20 protein-coding genes and 1 pseudogene are annotated in these 20803 nt (G+C 66.0%); 12 read left to right on the forward strand and 9 right to left on the reverse strand.

The genetic code is table 11. The features are described 5' to 3' along the window. Nucleotides 1-77, forward strand: a pseudogene (locus V9L20_RS26630) (superoxide dismutase [Fe]); the annotation flags it as partial. Between the two features lie 30 nt (nucleotides 78-107). Here V9L20_RS26630 and V9L20_RS26635 read toward each other — a convergent pair. After that, nucleotides 108-485, reverse strand: coding sequence for a VOC family protein (locus V9L20_RS26635; RefSeq protein WP_258502799.1), 378 nt, complete (start codon nucleotides 483-485; stop codon nucleotides 108-110). A 207-nt stretch (nucleotides 486-692) separates the two neighbouring features. Between V9L20_RS26635 and V9L20_RS26640 the strand changes: the two genes are divergently transcribed. Further along, nucleotides 693-1688, forward strand: a complete 996-nt coding sequence (locus V9L20_RS26640; RefSeq protein ID WP_337298834.1) for a Bug family tripartite tricarboxylate transporter substrate binding protein — start codon at nucleotides 693-695, stop codon at nucleotides 1686-1688. Between the two features lie 61 nt (nucleotides 1689-1749). Next, a complete protein-coding gene (locus V9L20_RS26645) occupies nucleotides 1750-2793 on the forward strand; it encodes an MBL fold metallo-hydrolase (RefSeq protein WP_337298835.1) in 1044 nt (347 codons plus the stop codon). Between the two features lie 133 nt (nucleotides 2794-2926). Here the strand turns inward: V9L20_RS26645 and V9L20_RS26650 are convergent, their stop codons facing one another. From V9L20_RS26650 to V9L20_RS26665, 4 genes are all read right to left on the reverse strand, one after another. Next, entirely contained in the window at nucleotides 2927-3184 is a 258-nt protein-coding gene (locus V9L20_RS26650; RefSeq protein ID WP_258502803.1) for a hypothetical protein, read from the reverse strand. A 29-nt stretch (nucleotides 3185-3213) separates the two neighbouring features. Then, nucleotides 3214-3978 carry an SDR family NAD(P)-dependent oxidoreductase gene (locus tag V9L20_RS26655; RefSeq protein WP_337298836.1) on the reverse strand — a complete coding sequence of 255 codons (765 nt, stop codon included), beginning with the start codon at nucleotides 3976-3978 and terminating at the stop codon, nucleotides 3214-3216. Between the two features lie 61 nt (nucleotides 3979-4039). After that, nucleotides 4040-4510, reverse strand: coding sequence for a hypothetical protein (locus V9L20_RS26660; protein WP_258502805.1), 471 nt, complete (start codon nucleotides 4508-4510; stop codon nucleotides 4040-4042). After that, the gene (locus V9L20_RS26665; RefSeq protein ID WP_258502806.1) at nucleotides 4507-5277 is read right to left on the reverse strand and encodes a Crp/Fnr family transcriptional regulator; all 771 of its coding nucleotides are present in this window, start codon (nucleotides 5275-5277) and stop codon (nucleotides 4507-4509) included. The genes V9L20_RS26660 and V9L20_RS26665 overlap by 4 nt, the downstream gene beginning before the upstream one ends. Before the next feature lie 84 nt (nucleotides 5278-5361). Here V9L20_RS26665 and V9L20_RS26670 point away from each other — a divergent pair, with 84 nt between their 5' ends. The 7 genes from V9L20_RS26670 to V9L20_RS26700 all read left to right on the forward strand — a co-directional run bounded on the left by V9L20_RS26670 (nucleotide 5362) and on the right by V9L20_RS26700 (nucleotide 14152). Further along, nucleotides 5362-7317, forward strand: coding sequence for an AMP-dependent synthetase/ligase (locus tag V9L20_RS26670; protein ID WP_337298837.1), 1956 nt, complete (start codon nucleotides 5362-5364; stop codon nucleotides 7315-7317). Beyond that, the gene (locus tag V9L20_RS26675; protein WP_258502808.1) at nucleotides 7314-8102 is read left to right on the forward strand and encodes an ABC transporter ATP-binding protein; all 789 of its coding nucleotides are present in this window, start codon (nucleotides 7314-7316) and stop codon (nucleotides 8100-8102) included. The genes V9L20_RS26670 and V9L20_RS26675 overlap by 4 nt, the downstream gene beginning before the upstream one ends. A gap of 168 nt (nucleotides 8103-8270) precedes the next feature. After that, nucleotides 8271-9200: a branched-chain amino acid ABC transporter permease gene (locus tag V9L20_RS26680; RefSeq protein WP_258502809.1), complete on the forward strand. Its 930-nt coding sequence runs from the start codon at nucleotides 8271-8273 to the stop codon at nucleotides 9198-9200. Between the two features lies 1 nt (nucleotide 9201). Further along, nucleotides 9202-10266 carry a branched-chain amino acid ABC transporter permease gene (locus V9L20_RS26685; RefSeq protein ID WP_337298838.1) on the forward strand — a complete coding sequence of 355 codons (1065 nt, stop codon included), beginning with the start codon at nucleotides 9202-9204 and terminating at the stop codon, nucleotides 10264-10266. Between the two features lie 54 nt (nucleotides 10267-10320). After that, nucleotides 10321-11652, forward strand: coding sequence for an ABC transporter substrate-binding protein (locus tag V9L20_RS26690; protein WP_258502810.1), 1332 nt, complete (start codon nucleotides 10321-10323; stop codon nucleotides 11650-11652). Nucleotides 11653-11744: 92 nt separating this feature from the next. Further along, nucleotides 11745-12557, forward strand: a complete 813-nt coding sequence (locus V9L20_RS26695) for an ABC transporter ATP-binding protein (RefSeq protein WP_126748491.1) — start codon at nucleotides 11745-11747, stop codon at nucleotides 12555-12557. A 347-nt stretch (nucleotides 12558-12904) separates the two neighbouring features. Continuing rightward, complete coding sequence (locus tag V9L20_RS26700; RefSeq protein WP_337298849.1) at nucleotides 12905-14152, forward strand: phenylacetate--CoA ligase family protein; 1248 nt, start codon at nucleotides 12905-12907, stop codon at nucleotides 14150-14152. Here V9L20_RS26700 and V9L20_RS26705 read toward each other — a convergent pair. Then, the gene (locus V9L20_RS26705) at nucleotides 14143-15153 is read right to left on the reverse strand and encodes a hypothetical protein (protein WP_337298839.1); all 1011 of its coding nucleotides are present in this window, start codon (nucleotides 15151-15153) and stop codon (nucleotides 14143-14145) included. The genes V9L20_RS26700 and V9L20_RS26705 overlap by 10 nt on opposite strands. Before the next feature lie 127 nt (nucleotides 15154-15280). Next, a complete protein-coding gene (locus V9L20_RS26710) occupies nucleotides 15281-16399 on the reverse strand; it encodes a citrate synthase/methylcitrate synthase (protein WP_337298840.1) in 1119 nt (372 codons plus the stop codon). Nucleotides 16400-16476: 77 nt separating this feature from the next. On the opposite strand from V9L20_RS26710, the gene V9L20_RS26715 reads away from it, so the two are divergent. Next, a complete protein-coding gene (locus tag V9L20_RS26715; RefSeq protein ID WP_337298841.1) occupies nucleotides 16477-17643 on the forward strand; it encodes a citrate synthase in 1167 nt (388 codons plus the stop codon). Nucleotides 17644-17667: 24 nt separating this feature from the next. Here the strand turns inward: V9L20_RS26715 and V9L20_RS26720 are convergent, their stop codons facing one another. After that, entirely contained in the window at nucleotides 17668-18237 is a 570-nt protein-coding gene (locus V9L20_RS26720; RefSeq protein WP_337298842.1) for a type 1 glutamine amidotransferase domain-containing protein, read from the reverse strand. Nucleotides 18238-18362: 125 nt separating this feature from the next. Beyond that, on the reverse strand, nucleotides 18363-19553 hold the full coding sequence (locus V9L20_RS26725) for a M48 family metalloprotease (RefSeq protein WP_337298843.1): 1191 nt from the start codon (nucleotides 19551-19553) through the stop codon (nucleotides 18363-18365). Nucleotides 19554-19756: 203 nt separating this feature from the next. On the opposite strand from V9L20_RS26725, the gene V9L20_RS26730 reads away from it, so the two are divergent. Then, on the forward strand, nucleotides 19757-20734 hold the full coding sequence (locus V9L20_RS26730; protein WP_258502815.1) for a tripartite tricarboxylate transporter substrate-binding protein: 978 nt from the start codon (nucleotides 19757-19759) through the stop codon (nucleotides 20732-20734). The last annotated feature ends 69 nt before the right edge of the window (nucleotides 20735-20803 follow it).

Raw genomic sequence — 20803 nt, forward strand, 5'->3', positions numbered from 1 at the left:
ACCTGCGCCCGAAGTTCGTCGAGACCTTCCTGGCCAAGCTGGTGAACTGGGACTTCGCGGCCAAGAACTTCGGCTGATGCCAGCCGAAGTTCCCGCCGGCGGCATCCTCACTCGTTGACGAGGTTGAGGATGTTGCCGTCCGGGTCCTTGAACCAGGCGACTTTCATCTTGTCCATGACGTGGATGTCGCCCGCTAGCGTCGTGTTCGGCATGTCGTAGTGCTCGAAGCGCACGCCCTTGGCCTTGAGCGCCGCCACGAGCCCTTCGATGTCGCCGCCGACCGCCCAGGTCACGGCCGTGGCCTGGTTGGTGCCGGCGAACGAAGAGCAGTAGACATTGATACGGGTGTTACCGCTGCGATAGGCAATCATGTCCTCGCAATCCGTGTCGGCCGGCGTCAGACCGAGCGTGTCTTCGTAGAAGCGGCGGGCCACGGCAAGGTCCTTCACCGCGAGGTTGGGCACCGCATTGATGTTTCCGAGCATGGCTGTCTCCTGTGTGGATGGGCACCCATCTTCTGCCCCGCAACGGACATGTCAAGCCGCCGCTACCCGATACGGGGCCCATCTCGAACGAAGAAAACCTCGCTGCCGGGCTTCCGGCACACTGCACCCTTGGTGCAGTGCCCGGCGAGGCCTGAAAATCTGACTCCGATCCGCACCCGATTCGCCCCCCGATACAGAGACAAACCCATGATCCGCAAACTCACCCGCCCGCTGGCTCTTGCGCTGGCCCTCCCCCTGGCCGCCGTGTCGCTCACGTTCGCCGCCCCTGCCGCGCAGGCCCAGGCCTATCCCGCCAAGCCCATTCGCATGATCGTGCCCTTCCCGCCCGGCGGCGGCACCGACATCCTGGCGCGCCTCGTGGCCCAGAAGCTCACCGAGACCAACCACTGGACCGTGGTGCCCGACAACCGCGGCGGCGCCGGCGGCACGATCGGCATTGCCGAGACCGCGCGCGCCACGCCCGGCGGCTACGACATCGTGATGGGCCAGAAGGACAACATGGTCGTTGCGCCTTGGCTCTACAAGAACCTGAGCTACAACCCGGTGAAAGACCTCACCGCCGTGGCCCACGTGGCCTACACGCCGGTGGTGATCGTCACGCAGGCCAGCTCGAAGTTCAAGACGCTGAACGACGTGGTCACCGCCGCGCGCGCCGCGCCAGACACCGTCACCTACGGCTCGCCCGGCAACGGCACCACCATTCACCTGGCCGGCGAAATCTTCAACGGCGCCGCCCAGATCAAGATGCGCCACGTGCCCTACAAGGGTTCCAACGCGGCCATGATGGACGTGCTGGCGGGCAACGTCGACCTGATGGTGTCGTCGGTGCCTTCGGCGCTGGCGCAGATCAAGGCGGGCAAGCTGCGCCCGCTGGCCGTGACCTCGGCCAAGCGCAGCACCTCGCTGCCCGACACGCCCACCGTGGCCGAGCTCGGCTACAAGGGCTTCGACGTGTCCACCTGGTACGGCCTCTTCGTGCCGGCCAAGACACCGAAGGACGTGATTGCCACGCTGAATACTGAAGTGAACAAGCTGCTGGCCACGCCTGAAATGAAGGCCGCCATCATTGCGCAGGGCGCCGAGCCGCAGGCCATGACGCCCGAACAATTCGAGACACTGCTGAAGACCGACTACGACAAGTGGAAGGGCATCGTGCAAGCCTCCGGCGCGACTATCGAATAAGCGGCGGGCATCGCAGAATGGCGTCTCCACAACAGGCCGCACCGGCGGTACGGAGACAGCGATGGCACTGCGCAAGAATTCCAACAACGCCTTTCTGCTGAACACCACCGCGCTGGCCGCGGTGGCGGTCGCCCTGCTGCAGGGCTGCGCGCAGACGCCTCAGCAGCAGATGGCCCCGTCGCAGGCCAGCGTTGCCTCGCATGTCGCCACCGCCACGCGCGCCGCCGGCACCGACCTGACGGCACTGCTGACCCTCTGCAAACCCGCTCCCGCCACCCGGCCGCCGCAGGCCGAGCTGGACAAGGGCTTGGCCGCATTCATCGCGAGGCCTGCCCCACCGCCAGGCCAGGCTTTCGACAACCTGTATTTCGTGGGTGCCGACTGGGTGAGCGCCTGGGCCATCAAGACCTCGGACGGCATCATCCTCATCGATGCGCTCAACACCCAGGCCGAGGCCGCGGCGCTCATCGAAGGCGGCATGCGCAAGCTCGGCCTCGACCCGGCGCAGATCAAGTACGTGATCGTCACGCACGGCCATGGCGACCACTACGGCGGCGCGCCCTACCTTGCCGAGAAGTACCGCGCACGCGTGGTGATGAGCGAGGCCGACTGGACCATGACCGAAACCCGGCTCGAGTTTGCGACGCCGATCTGGGGCGCGCCGCCCAAGCGCAGCGCGGGCGGCATTTCCGCGAAGGACGGCGACCGCATCACGCTGGGCGACACCAGCGTGACGCTGTACCTCACGCCCGGCCACACCATGGGCACGATCTCTCCGGTGTTCGACGTCGCTTCGAACGGCCAGAAGCACCGCGCCATGCTCTGGGGCGGCACGGGCTTCAATTTCGGCAAGGACGTGCCGCGGCTCGACAGCTACATCGGCGCGACGGAGCGCATGGGCGCGATCGTGCAGACCCAGCGCATCGACGTGCTGCTGTCGAACCACTCCAACATCGACGGCTCGCAAGCCAAGCTGGCCGCGCTGCGACAGCAGCCTGCACCGGCCGCAAACCCCTTTGTGCTGGGCACGCCCACGGTGGAGCGGTCGCTGGCGGTGATGGGCGGGTGCGCGCGGGCGCAGCGCGACAGGTTCTTGCTGCAGTGACGTTGCCCTGCTCCTTCCCCCTCTGGGGGAAGGCTGGGATGGGGGCGGCTCCCGCATTGGAGGCTGCGCGGCAATGAAAGCCGTCGTGCCCCCACCCCTGCCCTCCCCCGGAAGGGGAGGGAGAAAAGACAGGTCAGTCGGGCGTGAACTTCTTGTTGAAGATCTCCACGTCCGACGGCAGCTCGAACGTTGCGACCTGCCCCATCTTTCCGTCGCTGAGGCGGCAGGCGGAGAACAGGCTGTAGCGGCCCTTGAAGTAGAACTCGTCCATCACGATCAGCGCGTACGGATACGGCACGAAGACCTGATGCTCGAAGACGATGCGGTGCACGTTCCTCGGCGAAGGAAAGAGCTTGTAGTCGTTGGTGTCGATCGACTTTGCGGTGGCCATGTGCGTTCTCGGTTCTCTGTGCGCGGCGTTCAGGCCGGGTCGCGCACGTCGGCCACGGGGTTGCTGCCGAAATCCGCGCGCGCAAGGTACTTGAGCACCTTGGCCGCGGCGGTCTCGGGGCTGTCGAGCATGCCTTCGTTCTTCAGCTTCTCGAAGCGCCCGCGGTCCGGAAACCTCTCGGCCGATGCGCCGCGCAATTGCACCTGCATGTCGGTGTCGATCACGCCCGGCGCCAGAGACACGATGCGCGCGCCGTTCGACATGTGCGCCTCTTCGAGCGCCACTGCGCGCGAGTAGTGGTCCATGCCCGCCTTGGCGGCGCAGTAAGGCGCCTGGCTGCCCATGGCGTTGCGGCCCAGGCCCGACGAGATGTTCAGCACCTTGCGCGCGCCGCGCCATTCGCGGGTGGCGCCCAGGAAGGCGGCGGTCAGCAGCATCGGCGCTTCGAGGCCGATGCGCAGGGCCTGCGCGAGTTCGGCCGGCACCGCGCTCGCGAGCGGCGCCGGGTTGCCGACGGTGCCCGCGTTGTTGATCAGGGTCACACCGTCGAAGCGCTGGCCGTCGAGTGTCTTGAGCCAGGTGGAGAGGCGCGCCGCTGCGGCGACAGGCTCCGACAGGTCCTGCTCCCACTGGATGAGCTCGGCGCCGGCCTTGGCGGCCAGCTCGGCCAGCTGCGGGTCTTGCCTGCGCGAGATGCCGAGCACCATGTGGCCCGCCTGCAGCAGTTGCGCGGCCATGGCACGGCCCAGGCCGCGCGACGCGCCGGTGATCAGGGTGAGTTGGGAGGTAGTCATCAAAAGAACTTTCTTGAACGAAGGCAGAAGGTTAAGCGGTATGCAAACAAGGCCCGGCGGCTCAACCGGTGCGGAACTGCTTGCGCAGGAAGTTGCGATGCCGCGCGATGTGCTGCAGCTGCGCGGGCGCGATGGTGCCGCCCAGGTCAACCTCGTCCGCACCGTTGAGCACCGCGTTGGCGTGGGTCATGGCGCGCGCCACCACTTCTTCCTCGCTCACGCCGAGTTGCGCTGCAAGGTCGAGCGCCACGCGCCGCATGGCGCGCTGCGAAAGCATCCACATGGCGCCGAAGCGGTCCCATGCAAGAGCGGCCTCGTCGGCCTTCTCGCGCTCGGCAAGAATTTCGGCAAGCGGCTTGGCGAGCACCGCGTCGAGCGCATCGAGCTTCTCGGTGAGTGCCTCGTTGCGCGCCATCGCTTCTTCGAGCGTGGGGCCGGTCTCGCCGGTGTCTGGTTTGCGCGTCTCGGGCGGCGGAACAAGGGCCGCCTCGGCATTGGCGGAAACGATCTGGAGCTGGTCTTCGAGGGTCATGAGGTTTCCGTTTCCGGTGAGGTGTTCTTCTTGTTCGATATCGCGGTTGCGCGCAGGCCCGGCAGGTCGAGCACGCGCAGCCCACCGTACTCCACCCGGATCAACCCCTGCGCCGAAAGGCCGTTGAGCGCCTCGTTCACGCGCTGGCGCGAAAGGCCGACCAGGTAGGCCAGCTCCTGCTGCGTGATGCGCAAGACTTCGCCCACCCCGGGGTACAGCACCGGGTTGAACAGCGACACCAGGTTGCGCGCCACGCGTGCGTCGGGGTTGTTGAGGCGGTCGATCTCCAGCGCCGCAATGAACTGGCCGAGCCGCTCGTTGAGTTGGTTCATCACAAAGCGGTTGAAGCCGATGGAATGGTCCAGCAGCCAATGAAAGCTGTCGATCGGCAGGCCCGCCACCACGCTGCGCCGCAGCGCCTGGATGTTGTAGCGGTAGGGCTCGCGCTTCATGACCGTGCCTTCGCCGAACCAGCCGCCCGGCGGTATGCCGGCATAGGTGACGGAGCCGCCGTCGGCGTTGTCGTTGCTCATCTTGAGCAGGCCCTCGACCACACCGAACCAGTAAGTGGGCGAGCGGCCGACGCGGCACACCAGGTCGCCGACCTCGGCCTCGCCCACCACCAGCGCGGCCTCGGCGCGGCGCCGCTCGGTGGGCGTGAGCGCGGGCAACCACGGAATGCCGTCGAGCTCTTCGGCATTGGGAGAACGCGCGCGGTCCTTGATCGAAGCGCCGTGCAGGCTGTGGTTTGAATGGCCGTGAAGCATCGGGAAACTCCGGGGAGTAGTGTCCCTAGGATTGTCGTTGGAACGACAACCCAACGTCAAAGTGAGGCCTACGATCCGCCCACTGTGCAAACCACCGACCCCACCTTTCCCCGCCTGCTGCTCGCCCACGCCCAGGCCCAGCCCGATGCGCCCGCCGTCCGCGAAAAGGACCTCGGCATCTGGCAGACCTGGAGCTGGAGCGCCGTGGCCCAAGAGGTGCGCGAGATGGCCTGCGGCCTCGCGAGCCTGGGCTTCAAGCCCTTCGACAACCTGTCCATCGTGGGCGCCAACCGCCCGCACCTGTACATGGCGGTGCTCGCGGCACAAAGCCTGCGCGGCGTGCCGGTGCCGCTCTACCAGGATGCGGTGGCCAGCGAAATGGTCTTCATGCTGCAGGACGCGGCCATCGACTTCGTGATCGTCGAAGACCAGGAGCAGGTGGACAAGCTGCTCGAATGCCGCGAACTGCAAAAGAACGAGCAGCACGGCATCCGCCACATCATCTACGACGACCCCAAGGGCCTGCGCCACTACGACCAGCCCGGGCTCATGAGCTACGACCAGCTGCGCGAACTGGGCCGCACCTTCGACGCGGCGAACCCCGGCTACTACGACCGCGCGGTGGCCAGCGGCGAGCCAAGCGATGTCGGCGTGATCCTCTACACCTCCGGCACCACCGGCCGGCCCAAGGGCGTGTGCCAGACGCACGCGAGCTTCATCGCGGCGGGCCGCGGCGGCGTGGAGACCGACAAGCTCGGCCCCGGCGACAACATCATGAGCTACCTGCCGATGGCATGGGTGGGCGATCACCTGTTCTCGGTGGCGCAATGGCTGGTGGGCGGCTTCACGCTCAACTGCCCCGAGTCGAGCGAGACGGTGATGAACGACATGCGCGAGATCGGGCCGAGCTATTACTTCGGCCCGCCGCGCACCTTCGAAGGGCTGCTCACGGCCGTGTCGATCCGCATGGAAGACGCGGCGGCGCCCAAGCGCTGGCTGTATGCAAAGTTCATGGCGCTTGCGCAGCGCGTGGGCGCGGACATCCTCAACGGCGCGCCGGTCGGCACGGGCGACCGGCTGATGTACAGCCTGGGCAACCTGCTGGTGTACGGACCGCTGCGCAACGTGCTGGGCATGAGCCGCATTCGCGTGGCTTACACCGCCGGCGCGGCCATCGGGCCCGACCTGTTTCGGTTCTACCGCTCCATCGGCGTCAACCTGAAGCAGTTCTACGGCCAGACCGAAACCTGCGCGTATGTGTGCCTGCAGCAGGACGGCAAGGTCAAGCTGCAGACGGTGGGCACCGCCGCACCGGGCATCGAACTGAAGATTGCCGACGATGGCGAAGTGCTGGTGCGCGGCGTGTCGGTGCTGAAGGAATACTACAAGCGCCCCGACGCCACCGCCGAAGTGCTCGACGCGAACGGCTACTTCCACACCGGTGACGCCGGCGTGCTCGACAGCGAAGGCCACCTGCGCATCATCGACCGCGCGAAGGACGTGGGCCGGCTCGTGAGCGGCGCGATCTTTGCGCCCAACTACATCGAGAACAAGCTCAAGTTCTTTCCGCAGATCAAGGAAGCCGTGTGCTTCGGCAACGGACGCAATGAGGTCTGCGCGGCCATCAACATCGACTTCGAGGCCGTGGGCAACTGGGCCGAGCGGCGCGGCCTGGCTTACGGCGGCTACGTCGACCTGGCCGGCAAGCCCGAGGTGCTGACCCTGGTGGGCGAATGCATCGCCAAGGTGAATGCAGACCTTGCGAGCGAAGCCGGCATGGGCGAGACGCAGATCGCGCGCTTCCTGGTGCTGCACAAGGAGCTCGACCCCGACGACGACGAGCTCACCCGCACACGCAAGGTGCGCCGCGGCTTCATCGCCGAGAAATACGCGGTGCTTGTCGATGCGCTCTACGGCCGCAAGACCGAGCAGTTCATCGAGACCCAGGTCAAGTTCGAGGACGGACGCACCGGCGTCGTCAGCGCCACGCTGAAGATCGTCGAGGCCAAGACCTTCCCCATCGTGAAGGCGGCGGCATGAGCAGCAACAGAAAAATCGGCGACGTCATTCTCGACGTGCAGAACATCTCGTTGAGCTTCGGCGGCGTGAAGGCGCTCACCGACATCAGTTTCAACGTGCGCGAGCATGAGGTGCGGGCCATCATCGGCCCCAACGGTGCGGGCAAGAGCTCGATGCTGAACTGCATCAACGGCGTGTACTGGCCGCAGCAGGGCTCCATCACCTTCCGCGGCCAGACCTTCAAGCACATGAACTCGCGCCAGGTGGCCGAGATGGGCGTGGCGCGCACCTTCCAGAACCTGGCGCTCTTCAAGGGCATGAGCGTGCTCGACAACATCATGACGGGGCGCAACCTCAAGATGAAGAGCGGCCTGTTCGCGCAGGCGCTGCGCTGGGGTCCGGCCGAGCGCGAAGAGCTGAAGCACCGCGAGTTCGTCGAGCACATCATCGACTTTCTCGAGATTCAGGCGCACCGCAAGACGCCTGTGGGCCGCCTGCCCTACGGCTTGCAAAAGCGCGTCGACCTGGGCCGCGCGCTTGCCATGGAGCCGCAGGTGCTGCTGCTCGACGAGCCGATGGCCGGCATGAACGTCGAAGAAAAGCAGGACATGAGCCGCTTCATCCTCGACGTGAACGACGAGTTCGGCGCCACCATCGTCCTCATCGAGCACGACATGGGCGTGGTGATGGACATCTCCGACCGCGTGGTGGTGCTCGACTACGGCAAGAAGATCGGCGACGGCACGCCCCATGAGGTGCGCAACAACGAAGACGTCATCCGGGCGTATCTGGGTGTGGAGCACTGACGCCATGCCACACCCGACGCTGATGCATTGCTCCTTCCCCCTCTGGGGGAAGGCTGGGATGGGGGCCCGACAGCCCTCGCTACACGGCCGCGCTTCATCGAGCGCCGCCTGCCCCCACCCCAACCCTCCCCCGGAAGGGGAGGGAGAAGAACAAGAGAGACATTGACCATGGGCTTTTTCCTCGAAACCCTCTTCGGCGGCCTCATGGTCGGCATGCTCTATTCGCTGATCGCCATCGGCTTCGTGCTGATCTACAAGGCCTCGGGTGTCTTCAACTTTGCGCAGGGCGCCATGGTGCTGTTCGCGGCGCTGGCCATGGCGCGCTTTGCCGAGTGGTTTCCGCAGTGGTTCGGCTTCGAAAGCCAGATCCTCGCGAACATCCTGGCCTTTGTCGCGGCCATGGGCGTAATGGTGATCGTGGCCTGGCTCATCGAGCGGCTCGCGCTCAGCAAGCTGGTAAACCAGGAAGGCATCACGCTCCTGATGGCCACGCTGGGCATTGCCTACTTTCTGGATGGCGTGGGCCAGACGATCTTCGGCAACGACATCTACAAGATCGACGTGGGCATGCCCAAGGAACCGCTGATGGTGCTGCAGGGCACCTTCCAGGGCGGGCTGCTGCTGAGCCAGGAAGACCTGATTGCCGCGCTGGTGGCGGCGGGCCTTGTGGTGGTGCTGGCCATCTTCTTCCAGAAGACCGCCACGGGCCGTGCACTGCGCGCGGTGGCCGACGACCACCAGGCCGCGCAGTCCATCGGCATTCCGCTCAAGCGCATCTGGGTGATCGTGTGGTCGGTGGCCGGCTTCTCGGCACTGGTGGCCGGGATCATCTGGGGATCGAAGCTGGGCGTGCAGTTCTCGCTTTCGCTGGTGGCACTGAAGGCGCTGCCGGTGGTGATTTTGGGCGGGCTCACCTCGATTCCGGGCGCCATCATCGGCGGCCTGCTGATCGGCGTGGGCGAGAAGCTTTCTGAAATTTATCTCGGCCCCATGCTCGGTGGCGGCATCGAGATCTGGTTTGCCTACGTTCTTGCCCTGGTCTTCCTGCTGGTTCGCCCGCAAGGCCTGTTCGGCGAGAAGATCATCGATCGGGTTTGAGATGTTCTATAGAGAAAACGGCCAATTCAAGTCGAGCTACAGGGCCGACCAGCAGATCTTCCCGATCGCGCAGGACCGCATTGCCATCCTGGTGCTGCTGCTCGTGGCTTTCATCGTGGTGCCGCTGGGCGTGTCCGACTACTGGATGCGCGCCATCCTCACGCCCTTCCTGATTCTTTCGCTTGCCGCGCTGGGCCTCAACATCCTGGTCGGCTACTGCGGGCAGATCTCGTTGGGCACCGGTGCCTTCATGGCGGTGGGCGCGTATGCGGCCTACAACTTCCAGGTGCGCATCGACGGCATGCCGCTGATTGCATCGCTGCTGCTCGGCGGACTGTGCGCCACGATGATCGGCGTGCTGTTCGGTATTCCCAGCTTGCGCATCAAGGGGCTGTATCTCGCGGTGGCCACGCTGGCGGCGCAGTTCTTCACCGACTGGGCGTTTCTTCGCATCCAGTGGTTCACCAACAACTCGTCGTCGGGTTCGGTGAGCGTGGCGGGGCTCAACGTGTTCGGCGTGCCGATCGAGTCGCCGGTGCAGAAGTATCTGTTCTGCCTGGTCTTCGTGGTGGTGTTCGCGCTGCTCGCCAAGAACCTGGTGCGCAGCGCCATCGGCCGCGAGTGGATGGCCATGCGCGACATGGACGTGGCCGCCGCGGTGATCGGCATTCGCCCGGTGTACGCCAAGCTCACGGCCTTTGCGGTGAGCAGCTTCATCGTCGGCGTGGCCGGTGCGCTGTGGGGCTTCATTCACCTGGGCGCATGGGAACCGGCAGCCTTCAGCATCGACCGCTCGTTCCAGTTGCTGTTCATGGTGATCATCGGCGGACTCGGCTCGATCATGGGCAGCTTCTTCGGGGCCGCGTTCATCGTGCTGCTGCCGCTCTTTTTGAACCAGCTGCCCGGGTGGCTGGGCTTCTCTATCTCGACCGCGCTGGCCTCGCACCTGGAGACCATGATCTTCGGCGCGCTGATCGTGTTCTTCCTGATCGTGGAGCCGCACGGCCTTGCAAGGCTGTGGTCCACGGGCAAGGAGAAATTGCGGCTCTGGCCCTTCCCACACTGATTGTTGATTCGTTCGTAGAAACCGGCACAGAGGTGCCCACATAAGGAGACAGGCATGAAACTGAAATCGCTCGCTCTGACCGCCGCCCTGGTGGCCGGCACTGTCGGCACGCTGCTCGCGCCATCGCTCGCGCAAGCCCAGGCCAAGGAACAGTTCTTCCCGCTGCTGGTGTACCGCACCGGGCCGTACGCGCCCAACGGCACGCCATGGGCCAACGGCAAGCAGGACTACATCAAGTACGTCAACGCCACAGGCGGCATCAACGGCGTGAAGATCGCCTACGAAGAATGCGAGACCGGCTACGCGACCGACAAGGGCGTGGAGTGCTACGAGCGGCTGAAGGGCCGGCCCGGCGTGACGCTGTTCGACCCGCAGGCAACCGGCATCACCTTTGCGCTGACCGACAAGGTTCCCACCGACAAGATCCCGCTCATCACGCTGGGCTACGGCCTCTCGGCGTCGCAGGACGGCAGCGTGTTCAAGTGGAACTTCCCGCTGATGGGCAGCTACTGGACCGCGGCCGACATCCTGGTGCAGCACATCGGCAAGAAGGAAGGCGGCATGGACAAGCTCAAGGGCAAGAAGATCGCCCTTGTCTATCACGACTCGCCTTTCGGCAAGGAACCGATTCCGCTGCTGCAGGAGCGCGCCAAGCAGAACGGCTTCGAGCTGTCGCTCATTCCGGTCACCGCGCCTGGCGTGGAACAGAAGTCCGCCTGGCTGCAGGTGCGCCAGTCGCGTCCCGACTACGTGCTGCTGTGGGGCTGGGGCGTGATGAACTCCACCGCACTGAAGGAAGCGGTGGCCACGGGTTATCCGCGCGAGAAGATGTACGGCGTGTGGTGGGCCGGCGCCGAGCCTGACGTGAAGGACGTGGGCGCCAATGCCAAGGGCTACAACGCGCTGGCGCTCAACACCTCGGGCACCGAGCCCAAGGTGATCCAGGAAATCCTCAAGCAGGTGCACGACAAGGGCCAGGGCACGGGGCCGAAGGAAGAAGTGGGCTCGGTGCTCTACACGCGCGGCGTGATCATCCAGATGCTCGGCGTCGAAGCCGTGAAGCGCGCGCAGGAGCGCTTCGGCAAAGGCAAGGTCATGACCGGCGAGCAAGTGCGCTGGGGCATGGAGAACCTGGCGCTCGACCAGAAGAAGCTCGACTCGCTGGGCTTCTCGGGCGTGCTGCGTCCGCTGAGCACATCGTGCCAGGACCACATGGGCTCGACCTGGGCGCGCGTGCACACGTGGGACGGCGCCAAGTGGGGCGGAATGTCCGATTGGTACCAGGCCGACGAGCAGATCATCAAGCCGATGGTGAAGGTTGCGGCCGAGAAGTATGCGGGCGAGAAGAAGCTCACGCGCCGCGACGCGGCGGACTGCAGCTCCTGATGACCTGACGAAGGTGGCGGCTCGCAAGAGCCGCCATTCGAAAGAACAGCCTCTTTGCTGCCGTTGTTCTTTCGAATGCTTCGGAACACACCATGAGCGAATCCAAAATCCTTCTCGACGTCAACGGCATCGAGGTCATCTACAACCACGTGATCCTCGTGCTGAAGGGCGTTTCGCTCACGGTACCCGAGGGCGGCATCGTGGCGCTGCTCGGCGGCAATGGCGCGGGCAAGACAACCACGCTGCGCGCGGTGAGCAACCTGCTCGCGGGCGAACGCGGCGCGGTGACCAAGGGCACCATCGAATTGCGCGGCGAGCGCATCGAGGCGCTCTCGCCCTCCGAGCTGGTGAAGCGCGGGCTGATCCAGGTGATGGAAGGCCGCCATTGCTTCGCGCACCTGACGATCGAGGAAAACCTGATGACCGGCGCCTATACGCGCACCGACGGCAAGGCGGCGGTGCAGCAGACGCTGGAGAAGGTGTATGCGTACTTCCCGCGCCTGAAGACGCGGCGCACATCGCAGGCGGCCTACACCTCGGGCGGCGAGCAGCAGATGTGCGCCATCGGCCGCGCGCTGATGGCCAACCCGACGATGGTGCTGCTCGACGAGCCGTCGATGGGCCTGGCGCCGCAGATCGTGGAGGAGGTGTTCGAGATCGTGAAAGACCTGAACACCAAGGAGCGCGTGACCTTTCTGCTGGCCGAGCAGAACACCAACATGGCGCTGCGCTACGCCGACTACGGCTACATCCTGGAGAACGGCCGCATCGTGATGGACGGCGAGGCCAAGAGCCTGCGCGAGAACGAGGACGTGAAAGAGTTCTATCTTGGCGTCGGCGGTGCGGACCGGAAGAGTTTTCGCGACGTGAAGAGCTACAAGCGGCGCAAGAGGTGGCTGGCGTGAAGCACCGGTGCGCTGCTGTTCAGGGCGCGATCCCGCCGACGGGGTACCTTGCTCCGCGAATGTCCCCCGCCTTCGGCTCCTCCTTTATTTCGCTGCGCAAGGCACCCCATCGGCGTGCTCGTTGCACAGAGCAGTGGTTGATCAGCGGTACACCAGCAGCGTGCCCCGGTGCACAGGGCATCGGGTGCTCCCCGCAGCGAAATAAAGGAGGAGGGGCGCAGCCCCGGGGGACATTCGCGGAGGGGAGTACCCGGTGGCCTTTGCACACGCCCTGAAGGCTCCCGCATTGCACAGCGCCGCAAACCAGCCTCACGGAATAACAGAACTGAAAGATGAAGGGTACGGACATGACCGACCACTACGACAAGCTAGAAATCCGTGACCCGGCCGAACGCGAGCGCGACCTCCTGGCCGCGTTGCCGAAGCAGATTGCGCAGGCCCAGACCGCCGCGCCCGCTTTCGCAAAGATCCTCGACGGCGTAAAGCCCGCCGACATCACCACACGCGAAGCACTCGCCAGGCTGCCCGTCACGCGCAAGACCGAGCTGCTCGAACTGCAAAAACAGCGCCGCGCCGACGACCCCTTCGGCGGCTTCTCGACCATCGGCCGCGGCACCCGCATGCCCCGCGTGTTCGCAAGCCCCGGCACCATCTACGAGCCCGAAGGTGAAGCACGCGACTACTGGCGCACCGCACGTGCATTGCATGCGGCCGGCTTTCGCACCGGCGAGCTCATTCACAACAGCTTCAGCTATCACATGACGCCGGCTGGCTCCATCATGGAGAGCGGCGCGCGTGCCATGGGTTGCACCGTGTTTGCGGGCGGCACCGGCCAGACCGAGCAGCAGCTCGAAGCCATGGTCGACCTGAAACCCGAGGGCTATGCAGGCACGCCGAGCTTCCTGAAAATCTTGCTCGAAAAGGCCGAAGAGAAAGGCCTGAAGCTGCCTTCGCTCACCAAGGCCCTTGTTTCCGGCGAAGCCTTTCCGCCCAGCCTGCACGACTGGATTGCCGCGCATGGCGTGAAGGGCACGCAGTGCTATGCCACTGCCGACCTCGGCCTGATCGCTTATGAGACCAGCGCACGCGAAGGCCTGGTGATCGACGAAGGCGTGCTGGTTGAGATCGTGCGCCCCGGCACCGGAGACCCCGTGCCCGACGGCGAGGTGGGCGAGATTGTGGTGACCACCTTCAACCCCGACTACCCGCTGGTGCGCTTTGGCACCGGAGACCTCTCCGCGGTGCTCGCGGGCACCTGCCCCACGGGCCGCACCAACAAGCGCATCAAGGGCTGGCTCGGCCGGGCCGACCAGACCACCAAGGTGCGCGGCATGTTTGTGCATCCTTCGCAGGTGGCCGAGATCGTGCGGCGTTTTCCGGAGATCGTGCGCGCGCGCCTCGTGGTGTCAGGCGAAATGGGCGACGACCAGATGACCTTCAGGCTCGAGTGCGCCGGCGCGCCGGCCGGGCTCGATGCGCGCATTGCCGATGCGGTGCGCGAAGTGACCAAGCTGCGCGGCACCATCGAGCTGGTGGCGCCGGGCACGCTCCCAAACGACGGCAAGGTGATCGAGGACGCGCGCAGCTACAAATAGCGGCGGTAGTAGCGGCGCGTGATGGCGCGCACCAGCACCACCAGCAGCACCAGGTAGACCGCCGCCATTGCAACGGCGAGCATCAAGAGGTTGCCGTCGCTGCTGCGGCCCGAAAAGTTCACGCTGGCAACCCACACCAGCCCGCCGACCGCGAGGGCGATGCAGACGGCCTGCAGCAGCGTGAAGGCCGTGACCGCCGCCGCCACGGCCCTGAAGGGACGCGTTTGCACGGGCGCCGGCGCGGCGCCGAGCCATGCGCCCCAGAACGCCAGGCCATAGACCAGCAGCGGCACCGCGAACCAGCCGAGAAGAAGCGGCAGCAGGTCGGAGTCCCTCGACGTGTCGACCCAGCCGCTTGCGACGTTGCCGACCCACATCTGCAGCGAGACGAACATCGCGGCGATCACGAGTGCCACCGCGCGGCGGGTCGATGTTGCGGCAGCGGGCGCGTCATCCTCGATGGCCATGCCGCGCTCGCGCAGTGCGAAACGGGCGGCAAGCCACACGCTCGCAACCAGAACAATCATCTGGATGACCGACTGCACCAGCATCGACATGGCCATGATCGAGCGAAGGCCGTACATGTCGACCGTCTCGTGCAGCGAGCCGCCCGGCATGAAGAGCACCTGTGCCTGGTAGAACAGCGGCGTCAATGCAAGCGCATTGATGACCATCGCCGGCAGGAACACGGCGGCAAAACGGCTCGTTGGACTGCGAAGCTGCGCAACACGGGCGGCACCGCGCTCGTCGAGCGCCTTGCGCGCATGGCACCACGCCAGCGTAGCGGCCAGCAGCCACACCGTGGCAACGCGAGACAGCAGCGGAACCCACACGCCCGGCTGCGCGTACACGCTGCGCATCTGCTCGCTGTGCGGCGACGAAGGCAGCAGCTGCACCGTCATGTTCACGATGAAGAGGGCCGCATCGATCGCCACCACGATCCATGCGAAGTCTCTGGGCAGGCGCTGCGCGCGCTCGAAGGAAGATGGGGATGCCGCCATACGATGGGAATACTTTCGCCTTGAATGAACCCGTCGCCCGGCATGCACTGGCCGGGCGATTCGAAAACGGCGAGCGTACCGGAACGCGGCGGCAATCCGGAGACCACGCGATGCGGCCTGCTTGAGCTCAGTGCGCGAGCGCGGCCTCGGCCTCTTCAGGCGCGGGCCCCACGTACACCGATTGCGGCCTTATCAACCGCCCCTTCTTCACCTGCTCGCGCGCATGCGCGATCCATCCGCTCACGCGTCCGGCGGCGAACACGCAGGTGAAGCTCTCGCGGCCGAAGCCCAGCGCTTCGAGCAGCAGCGCGGTGTAGAACTCCACATTGGTTTCCAGCGCGCGGCCGGGTTTCTTCTCGCGCAGGATGGCGAGCGCGGCTTTCTCGGCAGCCTCTGCCAGCTCGAAGCGCGCCGCATTGACGCTGCCCTCGGCGTCCAGCCGGCGCAGTGCCCCCTTGAGCGCATCGGCGCGCGGATCGCGCACGCGGTAGATGCGATGGCCGAAGCCCATCAGCCGCTGGCCGCCGGCCACGGCCTCTTCGAGCCAGGCACGGGCATTGGCCGCGGTTCCGATGGCATCGAGCGCATCGAGCACCGGGCCGGGCGCACCGCCATGCAAGGGGCCCTTGAGCGCGCTGATGCCGGCGAGCACCGCCGACGCAAGCCCCGCGCCGGTCGAGGCCACCACGCGCGCGGCAAAGGTCGACGCGTTCAAGCCGTGGTCGCACACGGTGACCAGGTAGGTGTCGAGCGCGGCAACCTGCGCGTCGGTGGGGGTGCGGCCGTGCAGCATGCGAAGCATGTCGGCAGCCTGCGGCAGCGCTTCGTCGGGTGCGAGCGCCTGCACGCCCAGCCGCCAGCGCATCACCGCTGCGGTGTAGACCGCAGGCGCCGCCACCAGCCGCAGCGCGGTGGACAGGTCGTCGCCGTCGGGCAGGCGCGCCAGCAGGGCACGGACTGCTTCGATGGGCGGCAGCTTGCGCAGCATGGCATCGTCATTGGGTTGCAGCCGCTCGAAGGCCTCGCGCCGTGCGCGGCCCAGCCCTGCGCGCAGGCCGGCTGCGTCGGGCAGTTTGTCGAAGAAGCCCTGGAGCAGCAGCGCCACCGCTTCTTCGTAGCGCCAGTGCTGCGCGATTTCATCGAGCTCATGGCCGCGAATCACCAGCCGGCCGGCGGCGCCATCCACTTCGGACAACACCGTGTGCGCGGCCACCACGCCTTCGAGGCCGCCATCTTCGTCGTTCATTTCTTGCACTCCTTGATGAGATGGCGTTCATTCTGTCGGCGCTAACATTGACGTCAATCTTGATTTAATCCATCAACATGACCAAACCACCGCTCTGGCTGCCCGCCGCCGAGGCGCTCGAACTGATGCAGGTGCGGCCGCAAACGCTCTACGCGAGCGTGAGCCGTGGCCGCATTCGCGCCAAGCCCGACGCGGCGGACCCGCGCCGCAGCCTCTACAACCGCGACGACGTGCAGCGCATTGCCGCGCGCACGCGCGGGCGGCGCAGCAGCGAGGCGGTGGCAAGCGAAGCCATTCAATGGGGCGAGCCGGTGCTGTCCTCCGGCGTGTCCACGGTGGCCGAGGGGCGGCTCTGGTACCGCGGGCAGGACGCCTGCCTGCTGGCGGAGCATGCAACGCTGGAAGACGTGGCGGGACTGCTGTGGGAGAGCGCACCGCCGCGCTTCGCATGCACTGCCTCCCTACCGGTGAGCAACACCAAGCAAGCGACGTCCTTGCAGGCGGGCCTGCTCGCACTCGCGGCGCGAGCCGCGGTCGACCCGCCCTCGCGAGGCCGCTCACGCGCGGTGCTGCAAGCCGAGGCCGCGGAAGCGATCGGCACGCTTGCCAATGCACTGCTGGGCCCCGCCGCTTCCGCCGCCCTGCCCTTGCATGCGCGGCTTGCCGCGGCCTGGCGCCGCCCCAAGGCGGCCGATGCATTGCGCCGCGCGCTGGTGCTGATGGCCGACCATGAACTCAACGCATCGACCTTCGCGGCGCGCGTGACTGCATCGACCGGTGCTTCGATGGCGGCGTGCCTGCTCACCGGCCTTTCGACGCTGACAGGTCCGTTGCATGGCGGCGCGGCGGCGGCGGTCCAGGCGCTCGTGCGCGACGCCGCCGCGTCGGGCAGCGAGGCCGCGGTGCGCGAGTGGCTCGCGCACGACCGGCCACTCGCGGCTTTCGGCCACCCGCTGTATCCGCAAGGGGACGCGCGCTGCGCGGCGCTACTCGCGGGCATCGAGCTTCCGCCCGTGTTCGCGGAGCTGCGTGCCGCAGGCGAAAGGCTGCTGGGCGAAGCGGTGAACATCGACTTCGCGCTGGTGGCCATGGCGGCCGTGCACAAACTGCCGACCGATGCGCCGTTCACGCTTTTTGCGCTCGCGCGCACGGTGGGCTGGACGGCCCACGTGCTCGAGCAGCAGGCCACAGGGCAACTGATAAGGCCGCGTGCGCGCTACACGGGGCCGGACTTCACACCCTGAATACCGGCCCCGTTCCAGCCCGCATCAATGAATGGCGTCTTCGTAAGAGAGTTCGAACACCTTCGTCATCTCGCGGTTGAACGCGGGCAGGTCATCGGGTTTGCGGCTCGTCACCAGGTTCTGGTCGACCACCACTTCCTTGTCGAACCACTTCGCGCCGGCGTTCTGCAGGTCTGCGCGCAGCGACGGCCACGAGGTCATCTTGCGGCCCTTGACGCCGCCCGCGTCGATGAGCGTCCATGGGCCATGGCAGATTGCGGCAATGGGTTTGCCCGCTTCGGCGAATGCGCGCACGAAGGCCACGGCCTTCTGGTCGATGCGCAGCGCATCGGGGTTGACGACACCGCCGGGCAAAAGCAGTGCATCGAAATCATCGGCATTGGCGTTCTTGAGCGGCACGTCGACTTCGAAAGTGTCGGCCGGGTCGAGGTGTTTCCAGGCGCGCACGCTGCCGTCGAGCGGCGAAACGATCTGCGTCTGTGCGCCGGCGCCTTCGAGCGCCTTGCGCGGCTCGGTCATCTCGGCTTGCTCGAAGCCGTCGGACACGAGGATGGCAACCTTCATTCCGTCGAGTGAAGAAGAAATTACGGGCATGGGTGAAAACTCCTTGGACAAGAGTTCACCCTAAGGCCCGCACCCGCGCCGTGCATCGGCACCGGTCGGGTCCGCCTGTCGGACAGTTCGACAGGCGGAAAACTTCTCTTACGCTTGGCCTGCAGTTACTTGCGGCAAGAAACCGGCAAGGCTTTTTGCGACAGGTCGTCGCCGGCCACGCAGTTCCAGGCAATGCCGTCTTCGGTGGCCGATGGTTCCATGCGCAGCGTGCCCTTTGCCTTGGGGAGCTCCACATCGACCACCATGGTGTCGGTATCGAGCGTCAGCACAGAACCGCCGGGCAAGGCCTCGGGCGCACCGGCGGTTGCAAGGGACTCGGGAATCTCCTGCTTCTCCTTGTAGTAGTTGCCGAGCGCTTCGCGCACCGGCGCGGCTTCCGTCCAGGCCTGCGAAACCGCGGCGCGCGACTCGTAGTCCTTGTAGGCCGGCAGGGCCACGGCAGCCAGCACGCCGATGATGGCCACCACCACCAGCAGGCCAAGCGCGCCGCCGCCGGCGCGACCGGTGTAGGGCACGAAGATCGCGAGCACATAGGCCAGCGGATTGCGGCTCGGCAACTTGGCGGCCGGATCGATGGTGCGCGCCACGCGCTTGGTGAGCCACGGATAGCCGGCGATCAGTTCATGGAACGAGGCCCAGAAACCGCTGTTGCCGGCCGATTGGTTGGCATAGCGCTGCAGGTCGACATTGCGCCATTGCTGCGCGCCGGCCGCCAGTGCCACGAGTGCGCGGGGTGGGGAGTCGGCCTGCTCGCAGCAGGCGGCGCCGTGCAGGTCGCAGGTGTATTCCTGCGCGCGCGAATAGGCGGCGCCGAGCAGCGGAATCCAAAGCACCGGTGCGCGCCAGATGTGGCCCGTGAGGTGGCCGCGGCGGATGTGGCCGAGTTCGTGGCCGATGTAGAAGTTGATGCCGTCGGGCTGCGCTTCCATGGCGTCGACCACGTCGGACAGCAGCACGACGAAGTTGCGGCCGAAAAAGCGCGTGGCAAAGGCATTGAAGATGCCGTCGCCGTGCAGCAGGTAGGCCTCGGGCGGCTCCTCGATGCCGAGATAGCCGCAGCACGCCTGGAAGCGTGCATGCAGCTCGGGCAGCTGCGTGGGCGAGAGCTTGACGGCCGTGCCCTTGATCCAGGCAATGACGGCCGATTGTGCGAATACGTAGCCGATGAAACCAAGCAGCACATAAATAAGTGCAATGCCGAAAGTGCCGAGCACCAGCGCCGCCCAGACCAGCAGGCCGAGCCCGAGCGTGATGTTGCCGAGCCAGCGCTCGCGCGGATAAACCCAGGGATCCATTGAAATTCCTCCTCGATGCGGCCTTGGGGCCAGCAGTGTTGTGGTTATTTTTCGCGCCCCCTCAGGCGCGAGTTGCGAGCGCGCATCATGCCCCAGGAAAGGGCATATTTCGGGCCCGTCCTAAGGGCTATTCGCTAGAGGTCAGGTCACGGTCAGCCCTTATGATCGCGGCCATTTTCAATTTCACCGTCTCCGGAGACACCATGAAGAAACTGCTTGCACTCACGGCGCTTGCCGCTGCCGCCGTCGGCGTCCATGCCCAGGATTTCCCCGCAGGCAAGACCGTCACCATCGTGGTGCCGTTCACGGCCGGCGGCCCGACCGACCGGGTGGCCCGCGACCTGGCTGAATCGCTGCAGAAGACCCTCGGCGCGACCATCGTGGTGGACAACACCGCCGGCGCCGGCAGCTCCATCGGTACCGCCAAGGTGGCCCGCGCCGCACCGGACGGCCACACGCTGCTGTTGAACCACATCGCCATGTCGACGATGCCGGCGCTGTACCGCAAGCTGCCGTTCAACGTCGAGAACGACTTCGAATACCTCGGCATGGTCAATGAAGTTCCGATGACGCTCATCGGCAAGCCCGGCCTGCCGGCCAACAACTACAAGGAACTGACGGGCTGGATCGAGGCCAACAAGGGCAAGATCAACCTCGGCAACGCCGGCCTGGGCGCAGCCTCGCACCTGTGCGGCCTGCTGTTCCAGAGCGCCCTCAAGACCGAAATGACGCCGGTTCCCTACAAGGGCACCGCGCCGGCCATTGCCGACCTGCTGGGCGGCCAGATCGACCTGTTGTGCGACCAGACCACCAACACCACGTCGCAGATCGAAGCCAAGAAGGTCAAGGCCTACGCCGTGACCACGTCCAAGCGCCTGACCACGCCGGCGGTGCTGAAAGACCTGCCCACGCTCTCCGAATCGGGCCTGAAGGACTTCGAAGTCACCATCTGGCACGGCGTGTACGCGCCCAAGGGCACGCCGGCACCGGTGCTGAAGAAGCTCAACGAAGCCATCAAGGCCGCCATGAAGGACCCGGGCTTCATCAAGCGCCAGGAAGGCCTTGGCGCGGTGATCACCACCGACAAGCGCGTGGAGCCGGCCGAGCACAAGAAGTTCGTCTCGGCTGAAATCGCCAAGTGGGGCCCGATCATCAAGGCCGCGGGCGTGTACGCCGACTGATCGTTTTCGAATCTTCGGACAAGTAAAAAGCCGCCGGACCTCAGGTCCGGCGGCTTTTTTAATGCTGCG

Origin of the sequence: Variovorax sp. CCNWLW225 (genome assembly GCF_037204045.1) — a bacterium.
Classification (GTDB): Bacteria; Pseudomonadota; Gammaproteobacteria; order Burkholderiales; family Burkholderiaceae_C; genus Variovorax.

What these genes read in the sequence shown, in the direction of transcription:
- V9L20_RS26700 (WP_337298849.1), top strand. Translation starts at nt 12,905, where the DNA reads ATGACCGACCACTACGACAAGCTAGAAATCCGTGACCCGGCCGAACGC.
- V9L20_RS26665 (WP_258502806.1), bottom strand. Translation starts at nt 5,277, where the DNA reads ATGCTTCACGGCCATTCAAACCACAGCCTGCACGGCGCTTCGATCAAG.
- V9L20_RS26640 (WP_337298834.1), top strand. Translation starts at nt 693, where the DNA reads ATGATCCGCAAACTCACCCGCCCGCTGGCTCTTGCGCTGGCCCTCCCC.
- V9L20_RS26650 (WP_258502803.1), bottom strand. Translation starts at nt 3,184, where the DNA reads ATGGCCACCGCAAAGTCGATCGACACCAACGACTACAAGCTCTTTCCT.
- V9L20_RS26730 (WP_258502815.1), top strand. Translation starts at nt 19,757, where the DNA reads ATGAAGAAACTGCTTGCACTCACGGCGCTTGCCGCTGCCGCCGTCGGC.
- V9L20_RS26660 (WP_258502805.1), bottom strand. Translation starts at nt 4,510, where the DNA reads ATGACCCTCGAAGACCAGCTCCAGATCGTTTCCGCCAATGCCGAGGCG.
- V9L20_RS26655 (WP_337298836.1), bottom strand. Translation starts at nt 3,978, where the DNA reads ATGACTACCTCCCAACTCACCCTGATCACCGGCGCGTCGCGCGGCCTG.
- V9L20_RS26645 (WP_337298835.1), top strand. Translation starts at nt 1,750, where the DNA reads ATGGCACTGCGCAAGAATTCCAACAACGCCTTTCTGCTGAACACCACC.
- V9L20_RS26690 (WP_258502810.1), top strand. Translation starts at nt 10,321, where the DNA reads ATGAAACTGAAATCGCTCGCTCTGACCGCCGCCCTGGTGGCCGGCACT.
- V9L20_RS26680 (WP_258502809.1), top strand. Translation starts at nt 8,271, where the DNA reads ATGGGCTTTTTCCTCGAAACCCTCTTCGGCGGCCTCATGGTCGGCATG.
- V9L20_RS26710 (WP_337298840.1), bottom strand. Translation starts at nt 16,399, where the DNA reads ATGAACGACGAAGATGGCGGCCTCGAAGGCGTGGTGGCCGCGCACACG.
- V9L20_RS26705 (WP_337298839.1), bottom strand. Translation starts at nt 15,153, where the DNA reads ATGGCGGCATCCCCATCTTCCTTCGAGCGCGCGCAGCGCCTGCCCAGA.
- V9L20_RS26635 (WP_258502799.1), bottom strand. Translation starts at nt 485, where the DNA reads ATGCTCGGAAACATCAATGCGGTGCCCAACCTCGCGGTGAAGGACCTT.
- V9L20_RS26725 (WP_337298843.1), bottom strand. Translation starts at nt 19,553, where the DNA reads ATGGATCCCTGGGTTTATCCGCGCGAGCGCTGGCTCGGCAACATCACG.
- V9L20_RS26685 (WP_337298838.1), top strand. Translation starts at nt 9,202, where the DNA reads ATGTTCTATAGAGAAAACGGCCAATTCAAGTCGAGCTACAGGGCCGAC.
- V9L20_RS26720 (WP_337298842.1), bottom strand. Translation starts at nt 18,237, where the DNA reads ATGCCCGTAATTTCTTCTTCACTCGACGGAATGAAGGTTGCCATCCTC.
- V9L20_RS26675 (WP_258502808.1), top strand. Translation starts at nt 7,314, where the DNA reads ATGAGCAGCAACAGAAAAATCGGCGACGTCATTCTCGACGTGCAGAAC.
- V9L20_RS26715 (WP_337298841.1), top strand. Translation starts at nt 16,477, where the DNA reads ATGACCAAACCACCGCTCTGGCTGCCCGCCGCCGAGGCGCTCGAACTG.
- V9L20_RS26695 (WP_126748491.1), top strand. Translation starts at nt 11,745, where the DNA reads ATGAGCGAATCCAAAATCCTTCTCGACGTCAACGGCATCGAGGTCATC.